General features: G+C 47.2%; 17 protein-coding genes and 2 pseudogenes. 16 read left to right on the plus strand and 3 right to left on the minus strand.

Going from position 1 to position 18,191, the window contains the following annotated elements:
• Nucleotides 1-330: 330 nt before the first annotated feature.
• The 8 genes from ACFPOF_RS26705 to ACFPOF_RS26740 all read left to right on the plus strand — a co-directional run bounded on the left by ACFPOF_RS26705 (nucleotide 331) and on the right by ACFPOF_RS26740 (nucleotide 4,796).
• Nucleotides 331-1,083, plus strand: a complete 753-nt coding sequence (locus ACFPOF_RS26705; RefSeq protein WP_378138418.1) for a hypothetical protein — start codon at nucleotides 331-333, stop codon at nucleotides 1,081-1,083.
• A 3-nt stretch (nucleotides 1,084-1,086) separates the two neighbouring features.
• Nucleotides 1,087-1,281 (plus strand): hypothetical protein, encoded by a 195-nt coding sequence (locus ACFPOF_RS26710; protein ID WP_378138419.1) that lies wholly within the window; start codon nucleotides 1,087-1,089, stop codon nucleotides 1,279-1,281.
• Between the two features lie 41 nt (nucleotides 1,282-1,322).
• Nucleotides 1,323-1,490 carry a DUF6199 family natural product biosynthesis protein gene (locus ACFPOF_RS26715; RefSeq protein WP_465251472.1) on the plus strand — a complete coding sequence of 56 codons (168 nt, stop codon included), beginning with the start codon at nucleotides 1,323-1,325 and terminating at the stop codon, nucleotides 1,488-1,490.
• A gap of 156 nt (nucleotides 1,491-1,646) precedes the next feature.
• Nucleotides 1,647-2,189 (plus strand): hypothetical protein, encoded by a 543-nt coding sequence (locus ACFPOF_RS26720; RefSeq protein ID WP_378138421.1) that lies wholly within the window; start codon nucleotides 1,647-1,649, stop codon nucleotides 2,187-2,189.
• A 171-nt stretch (nucleotides 2,190-2,360) separates the two neighbouring features.
• A complete protein-coding gene (locus ACFPOF_RS26725) occupies nucleotides 2,361-2,870 on the plus strand; it encodes a hypothetical protein (RefSeq protein WP_378138422.1) in 510 nt (169 codons plus the stop codon).
• 390 nt (nucleotides 2,871-3,260) lie between these two features.
• Nucleotides 3,261-3,440, plus strand: coding sequence for an L-rhamnose mutarotase (locus tag ACFPOF_RS26730; RefSeq protein ID WP_378138423.1), 180 nt, complete (start codon nucleotides 3,261-3,263; stop codon nucleotides 3,438-3,440).
• Nucleotides 3,441-3,588: 148 nt separating this feature from the next.
• A complete protein-coding gene (locus tag ACFPOF_RS26735) occupies nucleotides 3,589-3,762 on the plus strand; it encodes a hypothetical protein (protein ID WP_378138424.1) in 174 nt (57 codons plus the stop codon).
• Nucleotides 3,763-3,797: 35 nt separating this feature from the next.
• Nucleotides 3,798-4,796: an alpha/beta hydrolase gene (locus tag ACFPOF_RS26740; RefSeq protein WP_378138425.1), complete on the plus strand. Its 999-nt coding sequence runs from the start codon at nucleotides 3,798-3,800 to the stop codon at nucleotides 4,794-4,796.
• A gap of 390 nt (nucleotides 4,797-5,186) precedes the next feature.
• On the opposite strand, the gene ACFPOF_RS26745 is transcribed toward ACFPOF_RS26740, so the two are convergent.
• Nucleotides 5,187-5,966: an alpha/beta fold hydrolase gene (locus ACFPOF_RS26745; protein WP_378138426.1), complete on the minus strand. Its 780-nt coding sequence runs from the start codon at nucleotides 5,964-5,966 to the stop codon at nucleotides 5,187-5,189.
• A gap of 248 nt (nucleotides 5,967-6,214) precedes the next feature.
• Between ACFPOF_RS26745 and ACFPOF_RS26750 the strand changes: the two genes are divergently transcribed.
• From ACFPOF_RS26750 to ACFPOF_RS26785, 8 genes and pseudogenes are all read left to right on the plus strand, one after another.
• The gene (locus tag ACFPOF_RS26750) at nucleotides 6,215-6,736 is read left to right on the plus strand and encodes a TetR/AcrR family transcriptional regulator (protein WP_378138427.1); all 522 of its coding nucleotides are present in this window, start codon (nucleotides 6,215-6,217) and stop codon (nucleotides 6,734-6,736) included.
• Nucleotides 6,737-6,845: 109 nt separating this feature from the next.
• Nucleotides 6,846-7,808, plus strand: a complete 963-nt coding sequence (locus ACFPOF_RS26755) for an SDR family NAD(P)-dependent oxidoreductase (protein ID WP_378138428.1) — start codon at nucleotides 6,846-6,848, stop codon at nucleotides 7,806-7,808.
• Between the two features lie 51 nt (nucleotides 7,809-7,859).
• Nucleotides 7,860-8,411: an NAD(P)H-dependent oxidoreductase gene (locus ACFPOF_RS26760; RefSeq protein ID WP_378138429.1), complete on the plus strand. Its 552-nt coding sequence runs from the start codon at nucleotides 7,860-7,862 to the stop codon at nucleotides 8,409-8,411.
• A 50-nt stretch (nucleotides 8,412-8,461) separates the two neighbouring features.
• Entirely contained in the window at nucleotides 8,462-9,937 is a 1,476-nt protein-coding gene (locus ACFPOF_RS26765; RefSeq protein WP_378138430.1) for a DHA2 family efflux MFS transporter permease subunit, read from the plus strand.
• 119 nt (nucleotides 9,938-10,056) lie between these two features.
• Nucleotides 10,057-11,389 (plus strand): annotated as a pseudogene (locus ACFPOF_RS26770) (multicopper oxidase family protein).
• 65 nt (nucleotides 11,390-11,454) lie between these two features.
• Nucleotides 11,455-12,327: a Rossmann-fold NAD(P)-binding domain-containing protein gene (locus ACFPOF_RS26775; RefSeq protein WP_378138431.1), complete on the plus strand. Its 873-nt coding sequence runs from the start codon at nucleotides 11,455-11,457 to the stop codon at nucleotides 12,325-12,327.
• A 211-nt stretch (nucleotides 12,328-12,538) separates the two neighbouring features.
• A pseudogene (locus ACFPOF_RS26780) lies at nucleotides 12,539-12,790 on the plus strand (IS110 family transposase); the annotation flags it as partial.
• Nucleotides 12,791-12,809: 19 nt separating this feature from the next.
• Complete coding sequence (locus tag ACFPOF_RS26785; protein WP_378138433.1) at nucleotides 12,810-13,004, plus strand: hypothetical protein; 195 nt, start codon at nucleotides 12,810-12,812, stop codon at nucleotides 13,002-13,004.
• Between the two features lie 776 nt (nucleotides 13,005-13,780).
• Here ACFPOF_RS26785 and ACFPOF_RS26790 read toward each other — a convergent pair.
• Together ACFPOF_RS26790 and ACFPOF_RS26795 are read right to left on the minus strand one after the other, a co-directional pair.
• Entirely contained in the window at nucleotides 13,781-16,183 is a 2,403-nt protein-coding gene (locus ACFPOF_RS26790; protein WP_378138434.1) for an excinuclease ABC subunit UvrA, read from the minus strand.
• The gene (locus ACFPOF_RS26795; protein ID WP_378138435.1) at nucleotides 16,180-17,892 is read right to left on the minus strand and encodes an RNA polymerase sigma factor; all 1,713 of its coding nucleotides are present in this window, start codon (nucleotides 17,890-17,892) and stop codon (nucleotides 16,180-16,182) included. The genes ACFPOF_RS26790 and ACFPOF_RS26795 overlap by 4 nt, the downstream gene beginning before the upstream one ends.
• Nucleotides 17,893-18,191: the final 299 nt, after the last annotated feature.

The raw sequence follows: 18,191 nt of genomic DNA on the forward strand, positions 1-18,191 counted from the left end.
TTCGTGCAGCACTTGGGATTACTGCGACAATTCGGGTTTTGTGAGGAGAGACGATTTTGAACCGGGAAGAACCCGGCGACAATACCGGGCCAAGGTGGAAAGGACGGGCAAGACCGATCCACGGCAGCAGGCCCATTACAAATGGGCGAGCGCCGAATGGGCTTACGAGAGCTTTGCCGCCGACTCGTTCGACGCGATCTGCGAGCAATTGAGCGAAGCCTGCGCTACGGCGTCCGGTGATGTGGCAGCAATTTGCCGCATTCAAAGCCAATGTAAAACGGATAAGGGATAGTGGGAAGGAAATAATATTGTTTCGGAGGGGCATTTTCCATGCACGTGAATTTGTATATTTATCAGAATCATAACAAAGATGTACTTGCTCTATATCATGCTGCAGTCAGCATTGAAAGGGCGTTTGCTTTGGAATTTAAGCACTTCGATTACTATTATCTGCTCCCCGAGGAAAAAGCTAACCATCCCGGAGATATTGGCGTGAAGTCCGTCAGAAGAAAGAAGCTTGAAGATGGAATTGCATCAGGAGAGATCAGGTCATTTAATATGTCGAATTCCACAGATTTGAGGGAACAACATACATATGCGATATATGTGAATGATGAATCACACGGCGGAACAACCAATATCAGTCTACATTTCCCCCGTAAGTATAGTTACGAATTGCAAGCCATGTTTGAAAATATGGTGGATCTGTCTCGTGCAACCTATGCGTTTCAAATAGAAACAGATTCCGCATTGAAGGGCGTATCTTACATGTTTACGTCAACGGTATACCGAAATGAAAAAATCAATTTCTCATCCTATCTCTTAAATAATGATAAAATTTCCCAACCAAGAATGATGTACCCAGTGAATTATTTCACGGAGACCCAATTGAGCCACTCGCATGATGCCGTAACGTTTCGCGATTTTATCAATGCTTATTTTGGTGCTGACGCGCTTAAATCGTTGGGTACCGATATTTTTGTATTGAAAATAGACTTCGAAAAGCTATCAGAGGTCAATAATGACTTTGGAGAAGCTGGATTTCTCATTTCTTGGATTGAAACCAGGAGGCGAACGAAATGACAAATGATATCCGAAACGATCAGCGGCATGGCGCTGCACACGGACGAGACAAGACTGCTTGTCGGCACATACTACGGAATGCTGCAAGTACTCGATTTGACCAGTACCAAGCCGAGTCCGCATGAAATCGGTACGAGCTCGATCTCTGAATCGTATCGCTGGATCGTATGGGACACAAGGCAATCGCTGTATTGGTAGTTTTTATCGGCACATTCGACGAAACTTGAAGATGGATTGGAATTGCATTGTTTGTAATGATAAATCCTTATTATATCTGGAAGATAACACAACGTTGGAAAGCTTCAAGAGAACCGCCAAGGTCTTATTTTATAATTCAAAGGATTGTTGCAGGTCTATTCGCCCTTATTGGATTATCAATATTGTTACTTCCACATATGTTACACTAACGGGTACGATAGCTCAATTATGATACGACGGCAGCCGGCCTCAGAACGATCGGCTGCCGTCGTTGCGCTAACGGGCAGTTTAGCGCAACATTCGTTTAATTTTTCCGTCCTAATTTATGGAAACAATTAATGTTGCACCCAATTGGGGGGGATACATTGAAAAATGCAATGAGTCTATTATTGGTAATGTGTTTGCTTTCGGGTTGCGTAAATAATGGATACAAAACAGTCGAGGAATCCATGCTCCACGGAGAAATAAAATACAAACAAATTTATTATAAACACGAAGTAAAGAATGGCATAATTGTATTTTATGAAGATCCTTACGGAGGATTAGATGCAGGAATCGTATATAAGAATAACAGCGGATATAATTGGGGCTTCGGTGGTGGTACCGCGGAGATTCCGACTCCCGAAACAGAAGTATCTTGGAACTGGGTAAATCTAGATAACAATGCAAAACGTGAAGATAGGCAATATCAGCTCTATTTTGGCCTAATTAAGGGACAGTCGATCACAAGACTTCATATCGAACATAAAGGTAAGATCAAGTATATAGATAAAGACGCGGAACTTGTGGATCTACCCGATGGGAATAAATTATGGTTCGCATTGCAAGATGAATACAGTGAATATCATCCTGGTTTTATTTTGAACGGTTTTAATAAGAACGGGGAAAACATTGTTCATTTTGAATGATAATCCGAGTAGTGTAATTGAGCTAACGAGAACGATAATGGAACAGCAGCTACGTCGGCCGCTGTTTTTGTTTTCTCCGTTAACGGGCAGTTTTTAGTAACGGTTTCATATTGGATGCTTTGCATAAAAACGGTAAAATAGAATTTGAAAGAGGAAATGGGGGGTGAAATTATGGGTAAAAAAATAAATTTGAAACGAGTTCTTTTCTTTCTTTTAATGATGCTTTTCATATTAAATATCTCTACAGGCTGCAACAATAAATCAAGTAATAAGTTAAAAGACCTCACTTTTCAAAACGTTTCTTCAATTGATTACATCCCTGAATTTAACATAGCAGAAACATCACACTTAGATACCATTCACTTTAAACTAGACTCGCAACACGATCAGGAAGTAATTTCAAAGTTACTAAATTGGATTCAATCATCCAAAGTTTCTTCTTATAATCCTGGCGGAGTACCATCTTCATCTGGAAGTTCTTCTCCATTTATTCAAATTCAGTGTAAGACAGGAAAGTCATATTCTATTTATGCCGCGTATTATGATGAATCTAGCCTAAAGAACGATCAAGATCTCGTTGCCGTTTTCTACAAGGATATCTCCATTTATCTTATTTCACCTGAATTAAGGCAATGGATTGAAGACGGTTGGACAAAAGATTTCCCGCCCACAAAACATTAATCTAACCGAGAGCAACCTCTTCTTAAAATTGGTTTAAATAGCTGCGGTAACGGGTAGTTACTTCATTCTGACAGCCTGTATTGAAAAAAACGCTCATTGATTGGTAAAACCGAAAACGAATTATTCGTTGCCATGTATGCAAAAACGAGCTTAAGTTTACGCTTATTCTTCTGACAAATCGCTGACCATCAACGACAAGTGGCTGAAAGTGTCGCTGCCGGCGGGAACGGGCATCACTTTGCGCCTGTCGATGCAGAGGTATGTGAACTCTCCGACATATGATATGCCTTGGCACCGGGATGAGGCAAACGGCATCATTCACGGACGTGGCGATTCGTAATCATTCCGTCGCACTGCTTGGCAAAAGGAACAAGGAGCGCAGGGTACAACATGGCAACTAATCGGATTGTGGAAGTGAAAGTAGCGCAGCTTCATCCGGAGCGAGTCGAACGTTACGAACAGCTTCATCGGGATATTCCTGAAGTGAAAGAGAGGCATATGCGGGAAACGGGCATCGTGTCTTTGCGGATTTTCCGTGAAGGGCTGACGCTGTTCATGATCGTGGAATAAAGGTCATAGTCCGCTTTTAATTCAGAATATAGATATCGTTGAATGCGCAGCTGTCGGATGTCAAGAATTTGTACTGATTCTTGACATTGTTTTTTGACAAGAATTTGTACCGATAAAATGAAATAACCGCGATTTACGCGGGTTGAATATGTACCGATTACGGATTTGTTCCAATCGACAATTTGCTGTGTTTAAGCCGCTCAGCATCGAGATGGATGAGGGAGACGTGCTGTGTTTCAATCATATGCTCCCTCACCGCGCTGCCTTAAATCAATCGGATACGGTAAGATGGTCGATGGACATTCAGCGGCTCGAGATTTAGTGAGTCATCAAGAAAATTATGGTAGAATTACGACTATGACAAACTTTCTTACGACTTTTTGGCGCAGAGTACTACTGCCATTGTTGCTAGGCTGTGCGGTCGGCGTCTCAGGCTGCGGCGGTGTTTTAGAGTCGGCGTCTCCGGAAGAGACGCCGATTGCGACGACGATGCTGGCGAAGCCTGCTGCAACGCCGGAGGCTTCTATATCCGTTGAAGCTCCTCCCGATCCAATGCCCTCCAAGCTGCTGAAGCTTACATTTCATAGCGAAGCGCTCAACCATAATATGCGCTTGCAGGTTTATGAACCGCCGGGGTATGATCCGTCAAGGCGGTATCCCGTGCTCTACTTGCTGCACGGCTATAACGCCATGGAAACCGCATGGTTGTCCGAGATGAGAATGAGTTATACCGCCGACCGGATGATAGCGAAAGGAAGCATACAGCCGTTCTTCATCGTTGCGCCGGAGATGGACAACAGCTACGGATTAAACACTCAGGATGAGTATCAGGTCGCCGTTCCTTCCGATCCCGTCCACTCCCGCTATTACGGGAGATATGAGGATTATTTTGTGGAAGATGTAATCGGGTACATCGACTCTCATTTCAGTACGATCGCCTCGCGAGAAGGACGCTGGGTCGGCGGCTATTCTATGGGCGGCTTCATCAGCCTGTCCGACGCGTTCCGGCATCCGGAGCTGTTCTCTAAGGTCGGGGGACACAGTGCCGCGCTCTGGCTGAACGACTGGTCGCGAGTGCCGATGATGAAGTCCTGGCTGTATCCGACAAAGAAGGTGCGCAAGGAACGCGATCCCATAGCGCTTGCAGAATCGGCGGATTTGAGTGGAATCGAGGTGTACCTGGACGTCGGGGACAAAGACGACTTCAAATTATACGACGGCGCCAAGGAGCTGTTTGGCATTTTACAGAAGCGCGGCGTGGTCTCTCAGTTGCATGTGAATCCGGGAAAACATAACCGTACTTATTGGAAGAGTCAGTTAGAGAACTATTTGAAGTTTTACGCGGGGAGTGAGTGAGAACAATAAACGGCCTCAGAAAACGAGCTTTTGCGAAGGAATAGAGCAAATAAATTTAGCCGTTATGTCTGAAAATGATTATGCACATAGGGGAACTAAGGGCAAGTTAGAAGTCATGGACGATCAGTGGAGAATTTCACCGTATAATCCTGCATGGCGGGATGTGTCGGATGTCAAAAACATTGTCACATTAAAAATCGCGGCTCTATTCATTTATAGGATCAAGTTCTTGTCGTGGGCCGATATCAAGAACTTGATCCCATTCCCGTTTTTATGTAAATGGTCAAAAGAAGCTGCCATACCAGCGGCAGCTTCTTCTTCATGGTTCCGCATCAAAGAGACGAGTTTTGTCCTTGAGCGTGTCAATGGAAGCGAATGGGGGGCAATGCGTTATGCAAAAGAAGATAGTAACTGGTTGAATCTATCACGCTCCTCCAAAAAAGCACAATGGCCGCTGTATTGGAACGGAACTAGCCGCGAGTTTTTGATCAGCTTATTTGTTTCCTGAGCCTGGGTAAACGGAACGACTTTATCATGAATTCCGTGAATAATTAACGTAGGCACATCGATCTGACCAAGATCGTTGAAAACATTTTCGTCTCTAAGTGTGACCATAATGGCGGAAGTCGACCAATTCGCCGCTTGTAATCCCATAAGAAAGAACCAATCGGATTTCGGTTCGGAAATGAACTGAAAGAAAAAAATCCCCGTTTGATCTTGCAGCATTTTCGGACGGTCATTGTTTGTTTCTTCGATGATTTTATTTGTAAATTCTTTTGGAACGCTCGATGGAGAAGCAGCGTCGATCAGGACGAGCTTAGATACCCCGAACCCTTTGTGACGAGCCATATAACGAATCGAGATCGCGCCTCCGGTAGAGTGTCCTGCCAGGGTAATGTTTTTTAGCTGTAACGCCTCGATGACCATGCGAAGGTCATCTGCTAATCTGTCGAAACCATAGCCGCCGAATGGTTTATCTGAATTGCCGTATCCTCTCCAGTCCATTCCGATACATCGATATCCGAGCGTAGGAAGGAAATTGAACTGATATTCGAACTGATTATGGTTAAGTGGCCATCCATGAATAAAAAGTATCGTTTTATTTCCCTGCGGATTGATGTCCTCAATAAATACGTTGACGCCCGGTTCCACAGTAACGAAGTATCCCAAGTGTATCGCCTCAATTATTAGAAAATAATTACCCACTAAGATATTCGCCCTTGACAGGGGGAATGCCTAATTTCGGCGTCAAACTGTTAACGATCTAATAGCCTGGAATTGCCTCACTGCTCTTATTAGTTGCTCAAGAAATGTTCAATTTCATGAACGGAGCAGCCGGCTCTTGTTTCTTTCCTTCTGAATCGCTATACTTGAAGGCAGTAATTGATGAATCACTTATCAAAAAGGAGAGACTATTCATGGCCAAAATGGAATCAACCTCAGTAAATCGGAAAGCGGACATTATTTCGGCCGCGATCGAAGTGTTCGCGGAGATCGGATACTTCCGGGCAACGACGGCGCAAGTCGCGGAGAGGGCGCAAATCTCGCAACCGTACGTCTTTCGTTTCTTTTCGACCAAAGAAGCTTTGTTGTTGGCTGCGTTAGAAGTGTCCTGGACACGAATGCTCGAATCCTTCCGTCAAGTCGTGCGCACGGCAACCTCTGAACGGCTGGAAAAGGAACTGATCATAGCGTACGAAGAAATTCTGAATTCTTACCATAACGAAACGCTGCTTCAGATGCAAGCCCATACGATTCGGGAAGAGCAGATCCGGGAAGTGATGCGCAACGGCTATGCGGAAGTCCGTAAAATGGTGAGAGATGCTTTCCAGGCTGCCGGATTTCAAGACGCGGAGGAACGGACTATGCTGTTCTTGGCACGCGGAGTGTTGTGCAACATCTCGTTAGCGCTGGAAATGCCCGAATTGAAGGAGAAATAAGGGAGAAATAAAATGCTAAGTTGTGATTGACTAATCAATAACAACATGGTAAATTTAACTCGTAACGTTAGTGATTGATCAATTACATCTTTCGAACGAGGTGACTTCAATGGAAAAGGCAATCGTAATCGGGGCGACGGGAGGTACGGGCGCAGCGATTACAGCGGAGCTAGTTAAAAGGGGAATCAGGACGGTGGCGTTCGGGAGATCGCGCCAGAAGCTGGAACAGCTAAAGGCCGGTTTAGGCCATGCGACGAATTTAACGATCGCAACGGGCGACGCTTTCCGCCCGAACGACATCGTCGCAGCCGCGGAAGGTACGGACGTCCTGTTCCACTGCGCGAACGTGCCGTATCACGAGATGGTAAGCAAGCTGATCCCTCTGGGAGAATCCATAATGGAGGCATCCGATCGGCTGGGTTTGAAGGTTGTGGCAATCGACGGGATCTACCCTTACGGAAGAAGGCAGACGGAAAAGGTGACCGAGGAGCATCCGAAAAACCCTCACACGAGGAAAGGTAAAACCAGATTGGCTTACGAGAAGATGCTGTTCGGCGAACGGTGGAAACGGGCTAAAGTCTTGATCGCCCGCTTGCCGGATTACTACGGCCCCACGGCGAACGAAGCTTCTTATTTGGGCACTACGCTTGAAGCCATCGCGGCCGGCAAGATGGCATTTTTCATTGGCAACATGCACACGGCTCGGGAATTTGTATACTTACCGGATGCGGCGATCATGGTCGCGGAGCTGGCCAGCAGAGACGATGCCTACGGGCAAAACTGGCACATTGCGGGCGCGGGCCTGATTTCGGGCAAGGAGATCGTACGTATTGCACGGAAGGCAAGCGGTATCGCCAAACCGGTCATTCCACTTGGCAAAGTTGGGCTGTCACTGATAGGCTTATCCGTTCCGGTTATGAAGGAAGTCGTCGAAATGCTTTATTTGACCGAGGAGCCTCTTGTCTTGAGCGGAGACAAATACAAAAAGCTGATCGGGCCGATTCCGGCAACGCCTTTCGAAGAGGGAATCGCAGCTACGATTCGCGCGTTGAAAAGTAAAAATCGGAAATAAGCGATCATTAGTTATTGATTAATCACTTTCAAATGAACAGGAGAAATGAACATGAAACATTTGATCGTCTATGCGCACCCGAGACCAAGAAGTTTTAATCGCGCGATTGTGGATACAGTAGCGGAAAGCAAGCGGAAAGAAGGCCATGAGGTTGTCGTTCGCGATTTGTACGAGATCGGTTTCCAGCCCGCGCTCGGATCGACGGAAATGCTCGGAGGGGTGGAAGAGGACGTCAGTCTCGAGCAATCGTACGTGTCGTGGGCCGATCATGTCACGTTTATATACCCGCTTTGGTGGATGGGAATGCCTGCCGTGCTCAAAGGGTATGTAGATCGGGTATTCTCGTACGGATTCGCTCATAAATATGTCGATGGCGTTCAAACCGGGTTGCTCAAGGGGAAAACGGCAGCGCTCATTCATACGCAGAACAAGTCCCAAGAAGAATATGAAGCGAGCGGTATGGAGCAGTCGATGAGACTGACGATCGATAAAGGCATTTTCGAGTATTGCGGTTTCGAAGTTACTCGTCATTTCGTATTCGACTCGATCCTGTCCTCGACTGCCGAGGAAAGAAAAAATTGGTTCGCTATGCGTTCACATTAAATAGTTGTGATTGATCAATCAATATCACCAATACAAAAGGAGTGTCTGCCATGAAATCAATGGCCTCAATGTCTACGAACGCTCGTCCGATCGCATACCGCTGGTGGGCGCTAATTGCGCTGGCACTTGCCCAATTTCTTGTCGTGCTTGATGCTTCTATCGTCAACATCGCGCTCCCGTCTATGGGCGCCGAACTTCATCTCGATACAAATACGCTTAGTTGGGTAATTACGGCATACGTCTTGCCGTTCGGAGGACTGCTGCTGCTGGGCGGAAGACTATCCGACCGCTTCGGGCATCGGCGTTTGTTCATCGCTGGCGTAGCCGGATTCGCGGCCGCTTCGGCGGCAGCCGGGCTGGCCAATACGGGAGCATGGCTGTTAAGCGCGAGAGCTGTACAAGGGGCATCGGCCGCACTGCTTGCGCCGGCGGCTCTCGCCCTTGTCACTAAGTTGTTCGCCGACCCTCGCGACCGGGCGAAAGCGCTCGGCATCTGGGGAGCGGTCGCCGGCGTAGGCAGCGCTGCGGGCGTACTGCTCGGCGGTGTCCTTACTTCCTCGTTCGGCTGGCCGTCGGTGTTCTACGTCAACGTTCCTGTAGCATTGCTCGTTATCGTAGCCTCGCTGTTGCTGATTGCCAAAGATAAGCCAGGCGCAAACGAAAGTCTCGACATGCCCGGAGCGGCCGCCGTTACTGCCGGTATCGTCGCCCTTGTGGCCGCCTTGTCCGAAGTCGAGCGATTCGGTTGGACTTCTCCGTTGACGCTGGTATTAGCTGGAGCAGCCGTTGTGCTGCTGGCAGGCTTTGTACTGATCGAGCGTCGTGTTACAAATCCTTTAATGCCATTAAGCATTTTTCGCAACAAGTCGGTTTTGGGCGGAAATCTAGCGATGTTCCTGATCGGAGGAGCGACAACGGCTTTATTTTTCGCCCTGTCAGTCTACATGCAGCAAGTGCTTCATTACGATGCGATGAAAGCAGGGCTTACTCAGTTGCCGTTAGCCGGAGCGCTCGTGTTAATTGCCGGAGCTGAACCGGCGCTCATTAAGAAGCTCGGAACGAGACTGTCGCTGGCTTTCTCTTTGATTCTGTTTGCCGCGGGGCTGATCTGGCTGTCCTTGGCTCCAAGCAATGCGTCCTTTGCCCTCCATTTGCTCGGGCCTAGCATCGTAATCGGGATCGGAGTGGGAGGAGCTTTCGTATCCGGGACGGAGTTGGCGGTTCATGGCGTTGCAGATAGCGAGGCGGGGCTGGCCAGCGGTCTTGTCAACACAAGCCAGCAAATCGGAGGCGCCATCGGGCTTGCCGTTCTCGCTACCTTATCGTCCACTCGAACAAGGAGTTTGCTCGACAAAGGAATTAGCGAGCCGCAAGCATTAACCGGAGGATTCGCTTGGGTGTTTCTCGGAGCGGCCGCTTTCGCCGTCATCGGTGCGATTGTTGTTCTTGCGGTCGTTCGGAACTCCGGCTCACGAAATGGTATTGATCAATCCATTACCAGAAAAGAAAAGGGTGTCCGTTCATGAGAAAGAAAAAATTCACCAAACGTTTTCTGATCTTCGGAGCTCCGCTTCTACTGCTGATCGCCGTCGTAGTCGGCGTCTATTTCTGGCAAATGCGTCTTCAAAAACCGGTCGAGATCAATATGGCCCATTCGCAACATTCCGGCTCAGCCACCGCTGTCTCAGCGCACGAACATTCTTCTTCAAGCGTTTCCTGCGAGTCGCTTGTAGCGGAGGACACTTCGGGAGCGACTCGTAATTTTGAATTCACGGCGGCGAAGACAGAATTGCAACTGGACAAAGGCAAGACGGTCGCAGCCTGGACGTTTAACGGCGTTTCTCCAGGTCCGGCAATCCGGGTTACGGAAGGCGATCGCGTCGTCGTTACGCTTCATAACAAGGACATCGACGACGGCGTTACTATTCATTGGCACGGGATCAACGTTCCATGCTCCCAGGATGGCATAGCCGGCGTCACGCAAGACGCCGTGTGGCCCGGCGAAAGCTTCACGTACACATTTATCGCTTCGGCTCCGGGCACGTATTGGTATCACTCTCACCAGATGAGTTCGATTCAGGCGCAAAAAGGACTGCTCGGATCCATCGTCGTCGAGCCTCGGGAGCCTGCCGCCGAGCTGGCCGCAGCTACGGATGTATCCGCGCTCTATCAGAGATTAAAGGGTTCGGTGGTTTTGAACGGGAGCACGAACGGTTTGCAGGTAGGGAACGCCGGCGACCTCGTGAGACTCCGGCTGACCAATGCGGACAACGAAACGATGAAGTTCTCGGTTAACGGCGCTCCTTTTCAGGTCATTGCGATGGACGGCCACGATCTGAACGAACCCGACGATCTGCAGGGGACGATCATTCCGGTCGGAGCCGGGCAACGATACGATCTGCTTATCCGGCTGCCCGCGTCCAATAAAGTGATCGTTCGCAACGAATCGGCCAAAAGCTTGCCGATAACGCTTGGAAGCGGCAGCGATCCTGTGTTAACGGAGGGAGGCGATACGTTCTCGTTCGTAGATTACGGTGCCCCGCTAGCGGAAGATCCGCTCGGCAGCGGCAAAGTCGCGGTCGACAAGCGTCTCGAGCTGAAGCTTGGTCAATCGTTGTTCGTCAAAACGATCAACGGCCGTTCTTTCCATGAAATTCCTCCAATGATCGTGAAGGAGGGCGAGCGCTTGCTCATTACGATAACGAATGAAGGAGGCGGCGATCATCCGTTCCATTTTCACGGTCACACGTTCCGAGTACTTAGCAGAAACGGAGTCCCTTTCTTATCTCGACACGCTCCTGACGCGGAAAGACGAAACATACGAGGTATATCTGGTAGCTGATAATCCGGGCTTATGGATGGTGCATTGCCATAACCTCGGGCATGCATCGATGGGGATGAGCATGATGATGAACTATGAGGGAATTACGACGCCATATCGGGTAGGAACCCGGTCGGGCAACCTGCCTGATCTATAAGCGGTTGGCTAAACGATGCAATTCGCACTCAATCCATATCCCATATAAAAACAGGAGTGATCACGATGAAAAAAGCAATGGTCGTAAGAACAGGTAAAGGAATCGGCAAGGCGCTTATCGAGAGATTGATCGGAAACGGGATCGACGTCGTCGCGTATTCGGGCTCTCTTCGCAAGCTGGAGAAGCTGGAGGAAGTTTTCCCGGGCTCCCCGCATTTGCGCACGGCGCTCGGAGACGTCCGGGATCCGAACGTTCTTCTCTCCGCCGCAGAAGGCGTGGAAGTGATCTTCTGCTGCGTCTATACGACTTACGACGAGAAGCCTGATAAAGTTCGGCGGATGCTGGAAGCCGTCCAGAGCGTATCGGAACAAATCGGTGCGAAAGTTGTTATCATGGAAGGCGTCTATCGGCCGACCGGGGAAAATGAACACGCGTTGCACGTCAAAGAGTGGTACATCCGCTTGGCGGTTCCGGAAATCTACGGGGCGGGCGTAACCGACACGTTGCTGCACCATTCGCTCAAAGAGATCACGAAAGGAAAAACGGTGAAGCTGATTGCAAAACCATCGGTCAAACGGCGATTTCTCTATGCGCCCGATGCGGCTCAAGCTGCAGTCGAACTGGCATCCCAGCTCGACTCGTACGGGAAACCGTGGCTTATACAAGGCGGACCGGCCATTTCGACGGAGGAGTTGCTTACCATCGCCGGTTCGGCAGCGAATATGCCTGTCCGGATCGAAAAAGTCGCCGGCTTGAAGCTGAGAATGCTGCAGTGGTATGAACCGAGAGTGAGGAAGCTGCTTGACCGCTACGATCAAGGTTGCGGCGACATTCGGGAATCCGGCTTGGCGTATGCCGGAAGCTTTGCCGTTACTGCCTGCGAAGAGGGTATCGCCGCCACGATCCAAGAGATGGGCGAAAACTCCCCTCGTCCATAAGTCGACATGCGTTTTTCTGCCCAAATGAGTTCCTTTTCCGCCTTATGTCTCCTCTATTCACAACTTATAATGGGGCTGCAACTATACCCTTGAATAGAGGAGCCATTCCTGTAATGAAGTAATTTGCCCTTTGAAAAGAAAAAGCGCCTCCTGTATGCTGGGTCTCGGAATGTTGGCCATTCACTGCCCTAATTGAAGGAGGACGCTCTACATGAAGTATAAGCTGAAACAAAAGCAGAATCAACGTATTACACGAATTACCGATGCCACATTGGTGGTTGGCGCAGATATTGCCAAGAAGATTCACGTCGCCCGTGCGGTGGATTTTCGCGGAATCGAGTTAGGTAAAGACTGCGTATTCCATAATGATCAAGCAGGGCTGACGAAGCTGGCAACGTGGATGAAAGAGCTCGGTCAAACACATAGCAAGACGAATATCGTGTTTGGTATCGAGCCGACAGGACTATAGTGGGAGGATTTAAATGAGTGATGAACAGCGTGCGGCCGGTCCAAATCCTGCTGAGGAACTAGTTTTTAAACGGTCGAAACGAGGACACTATAATAAGTACCAGGAAGCAATTAAACTTCTTGAGTACAGCATAATTTTGGTGGAGTTCTTCCAGTTAAAAGAATGGAGTGCTACGATAAAAATGCAGTCGAAATACATCCTCGTATGAAATAAAATGAAAGCAAACGAGGGGACGAGTGACAATGAACAGGTACGACAAAGCATTCAAAGAAGAAGCAGTCAGATTAAGCGATGAGATTGGTCCCAGGAGCATCTGCCGATAAGACTGCGCGTGAAATCGAATTAGAAAAAGAAATAGGCGAGTTGCGCCGAGCCAATGAAATTCTCAAGGACGCACTCGGTTTTTTCGCAAAAGACCGGAAGCGGTAAAGGCACGCCAGCTCTATGCGTACATCCGTGAACGGCGGGATCGGTGGCCCGTCAAGGAGACGTGTGAAGTACTTGCTGTCAGCGAATCGGGTTATTACCGTAGCTTGAAGCCCACACCGAAACAAGAGCGGCAGCCGCGGTACTGGATTGTTTTAACGGAGAGATCGTGGGCCTCGCCATGGACGACAATATGCGCAAGGAACTCTGCATACATACAAGACTTTGAGAACGCCTGTAGTTGTTTATAGACATATGTATAAAATACGGGTTTTGTGAGTATGTAAATTGAATTTTGCAGGATTAGGTGACCTTGAACTCAATTTATAGCTGCCTTGATAGCATCTCGTGTTTATTGTCCAATGTTCAGTATTCTTCAGCAATTAATGAACTGTCCGTTATTCCGTTTTATTGTCATGTAGGGCTAATTCCAGCGTAGCTGACACCACCCGCAAACATATGGATATAAATGTAAGAACCCTCCGAGTTTGGAGAGTTCTTTTTTATGAGTGATATATATGTTTGTTTAACTACCGTTACTCTATGTTATCTAATCCTTTATACAACAGCAGGACAGTTTCTCATTAAATAGGATCCGACTTTTGAGCTTCGATCACTGGTCAGCATTTCTGGGGTGCCTTCAGCAATAAGCTCTCCACCCTCACTCCCACCATATGGGCCCATCTCAAGAATCCAATCACAGTAGGATAACATGGAAGTATCATGCTCTGTTATAACCACGGTGTTTCCTTGCTCCGTAAGCTCGTCAAGTAATGCGATGAGTTTTTCAATATCCGAGAAGCTTAACCCGGAAGTCGGTTCATCCAGGACATATAGAGTATTTTTCCTCTGAACTTTGCCTAGCTCTTTGGCTAACTTGATTCGTTGCGCTTCTCCACCACTTAATGTCGGAGCTGGTTGTCCGAGGGAGATATATCCCAAACCTACTTTAATTAGGGTTTCAAGCATGTGGGAGATGGCTTTATATTCACCAAATAATCCCAGCGCATCCTCCACACTCATCATTAACACATCGTAGATATTCCTTCCTTTGTACGTGACCTGTAGAATTTCATTTTTATATCTAGTTCCCTTACAAGATAGACATGGTCGGTTGATTAATCCGAGTGGCCCCATATCCACAGTTTCCACGCCGTCCCCCGTACAAGTAGGGCAGGATCCATGCTCCGTGTTAAAGGAGAAGTGACTGGGAGTATAGTTTTTATTAATCGCCTCTTGCTGATCGGCAAATATACTCCGAATTTTGTCCCAGATTCCTACATACGTAATCGGCATAGACATTTTGAAGCGACCTATCGGTTCTTGAGTAACAATCACGCATTTTTCAATCGATTGCCAACCCTCCAGGGTACCGATTTCATGCAGTGCAGATGACGTTTTGTCGAGAATTTCATCTCCTTCGTCCAAGTCTTCTTCTTGTTCTGTATTCAAATAATGTCGGAGCAGGGGCATGAGCGTGTCGGAAATAAGCGTGCTTTTTCCGCTTCCGGAAACGCCAGCTACCCCCACCATGGCACCAAGCGGAATTGCGGCATTTATGTCTTTCAAATTGTGTAAGTTCGCATTACGGATCAACAATTTTGGAGTTTTCTCCGTGATATTACGTCGTTGCTCTATTTTTTTATGCGGCAGAAATTTCTTTCCCGACAAATATGGACTTATTCCCGATGCCTTAGAATGCAGATAATCTTCTAGGGTTCCTTGAAATATCAATTGTCCTCCGTGTTTTCCCGCAAATGGGCCTAACTCTACGATATAGTCTGCACCAAACATTACATTAGGGTCATGCTCAACCGCGATCACAGTATTTCCGGAAGCGGTTAAAGATTTCAATTTGTGTAATAGAATCTTTTTTTCCGATTCGTGCAGTCCTGCTGTTGGCTCATCAAATACATAGAGCAAAGAATCAAATTGGGATTGGAGATGGAACATCAGATAAAGTCGTTGAAGCTCCCCTCCGCTCAAGGAAGGGATACTCCTTAAGACCGTTAAATGAGACAGTCCTACATCAATAAACAAATGCAGCTGCTTTGCCAGCCGACTGACAATTTTCTTACCCTGCGGTGTGAGATCCATTTCTTCATGCGAAAGAGAGTCCACGAATTTCCAAAGATCTGCCATCGTCATATTACAAAGTTCGCCTACGTGCTTTCCGCAGATAAAAGTTTTCCGCGCCGTTTCATTTACTCGATAACCTCGACATTGTTCGCATGCAATGCTTGAGCAATACATCTTTTCCAAGTGTTGCCGTTGGTTCGGCTTACTTTTCATTCGGTTTCGAACCCAGGTGATAACACCTGTAAACTCTCCGTGGCCGTATAAAAAAACGTCTTTCTCTTCTTTTGATAGATCCTCGTAGGAGACTCCCGACCAGCCGATGACATTCGCTTTCGATAACTTTTGGATTTCCCTTGAAAGAACCGAGCTTATTTGCGCACATATTTTCTCAGTTGGCTTGCTCCGGTCTGGGATTACTTTGCTTAAATCAATATCCGTACCAAACCCACGTCCATAGCAAGCCTCGCACATACCTGACTGTAAATTGTAAGCGAAGGCTTCCGCTCTGAGATTGGTTCGCCTCCCTTCCGTTGTTACTCCTTCAATAGAAAACATCAGTTTGATATAATCGAGAATTTTGGTTTTTGTACCGACAACGCTTCGGGGATTGGAATGCCTAATTGTATTCTGCTCCACTGAGATCGCGGGTGGAAGACCGGAAATATCGTCAAAAGGTTCGATGTCTTCCGCACCTCCTCGTAAGTTCAAACCGATGGAGTGGAGATAGCGACGTCTCCCTTCTTCGTATAGAATATCGAAGGCCAAGCTTGATTTCCCTGACCCGCTAACACCAGTAAAAACCACGAATTGACCTTTCGGAATGATGACATTAACGTCTTTGAGATGGTGGATCCGTGCCCCCCGTACTTGGATATGATTCATTGAATGCCTCCAGCTTGCAAAGTTCCTAAAGCTTCGCGCAACTTTTTCAAAGCCTGTAGGCCATCGGCTTCCGCTCTTTTTGCCCCCTGTAGGAGATTAACCGCTTTCTCGATGTTTTGCGTAACTTTTGGATCTCCGCCACCTGGGAAAGGAAACAGATCGGCAAGACCTTGTAGTGCCGCGGCCACCGCTTCATAGTGATGAAGGGCATCAGTTATGAAGGTCCAATCATGCTCCACAAAATCTTCCTTTAATCTACGAAGAAATTGTACTGCGAATTGACGTAACTCCGAATAAACTGCAACATTATAGGCATTAAAGAATGGGACAATCCGGTCCCCCTGAAAAGCTTCGATCCATGCATCATAAGCAGCAAGCCCTTTAGTTAATTCACCATCGCCATGTTTAATGGATTTCATCGTGTTTCCATGCTCCCATATCATATCGAGCATATTACACAATGCTGTCAGTCGGTCAATTCCGTTAGGCTCAGTGATGGCAATGAGACCAATTTCCGAGGTCTTTCCCTTCCCTAATAGATCGTAAGCTAAGGGCGCCTCTTTTAACTTGTCTAGCGCATATAGATGTTGCTGTTTGTCATCGTATCCATATACTAGTCCAAACTCTGCATGGAATAAATCCCAGATGATCGCCGGATATCCTCTATCAATCGATTGGTGAATTGTGTTAAGGACATCGGGGATGATGAGTGGTTCCACAGGTAGAAAACTAAGTACTTTTACATCATAGCCAAGATTGGCCAGTGCTTTCGGGAAGTTCTCTTCCCCTGCAAAAATGAACGGACCACCAATATGAACCGTTTCTTTGAAAATATTTAAACAAAAAGCATACCCTGTTAGGGCATTGACTTCAGCTAATGTTATTCCCTTCTTATCAGAGTACTGTAATAAACCCCACAGGCAATAGGTTACCGACGGCCTTGAACCTAGAAAGTGACTATCACCCACCCGTTCAGTATAGACCACAGGCCGTTCCAAGATTGTTCTTGTCATACATTTTTTCTCCCTTCTCTGGATCAAATGCTCATTAATATAGACTCGAATGCGTTCATGTTGAAGTTTTTGCCGGGTACGGGAAATCGTTTTATAAACGCTGGTCGTCGTTGTATCAAACATATCAGCAATTTCTTGAGGGGAAAGTTGTTTAAAGAAATAAGCTTCAATTATTCCTCTCTCTCGGCGGTTTAAGCAGGTGAAGAGACCGAGTAACGTCTCCAGGTTTTCTTTTCGAACGATATGCTCTTCAGGACTACGATAAGTCTCACTTTCCTTCTCCCTGGTTCTCATCATATACGTCAGGATGCTCTCCACGTCTTCCCAATCAACCCTCTCGGAAAAGACACTGACCTCGAAACTAGTAAATGGTCGTTCTTTCCCATAAGGTCCCCCGCGTCTGAGCTTCATCATGGCCTGATTACGTACGATTTTGTGCAGCCATGGAAGAAAACGTGTAACGTCAACTAATGTACCAAGATGCATAAAAGCCTTTAAGAGCGCATCTTGTACAATGTCTTCTGCCATAAACGTATCCTGAGTAATGCCCGAAGCCCACGCATGCGCTTTAGACCGATGTCGGCGAACCAGCTCGCTAAAAGCATCGTGATCCCCTTGTTGTGCCCGTTCAATTAGCGCCGATTCAACTTCTTCCTGGTCGCCGAGACTTGACTGTCCTATTACGATTTCCTTCACTGTCCGACTCCTTCATCGATCGTCATTCGTCTATCCGCATAATAGATGCCACAAAGAGAAATTTTTTGACATGTATTAAAAAAATTTAGACGGCTGCAGCGAAACAATCGTAATTACGTAAATGGGCAAAATGCTTCTGAGGTTATTGTGGTAAAAATCATCTTTTCACTCAAATAATAAAGTTCCGTTTTTATTTTTGTAAATGGAACATCGAACTTTATGAAACTCATATTGTCTAAAATATACAGCTTGGATATACTGATTTCAAACACTAAGTTCCGATACTCACTGTTATAGGA

The organism is Cohnella soli (genome assembly GCF_042655525.1).
GTDB classification, from domain to species: Bacteria; Bacillota; Bacilli; order Paenibacillales; family Paenibacillaceae; genus Cohnella; species Cohnella soli.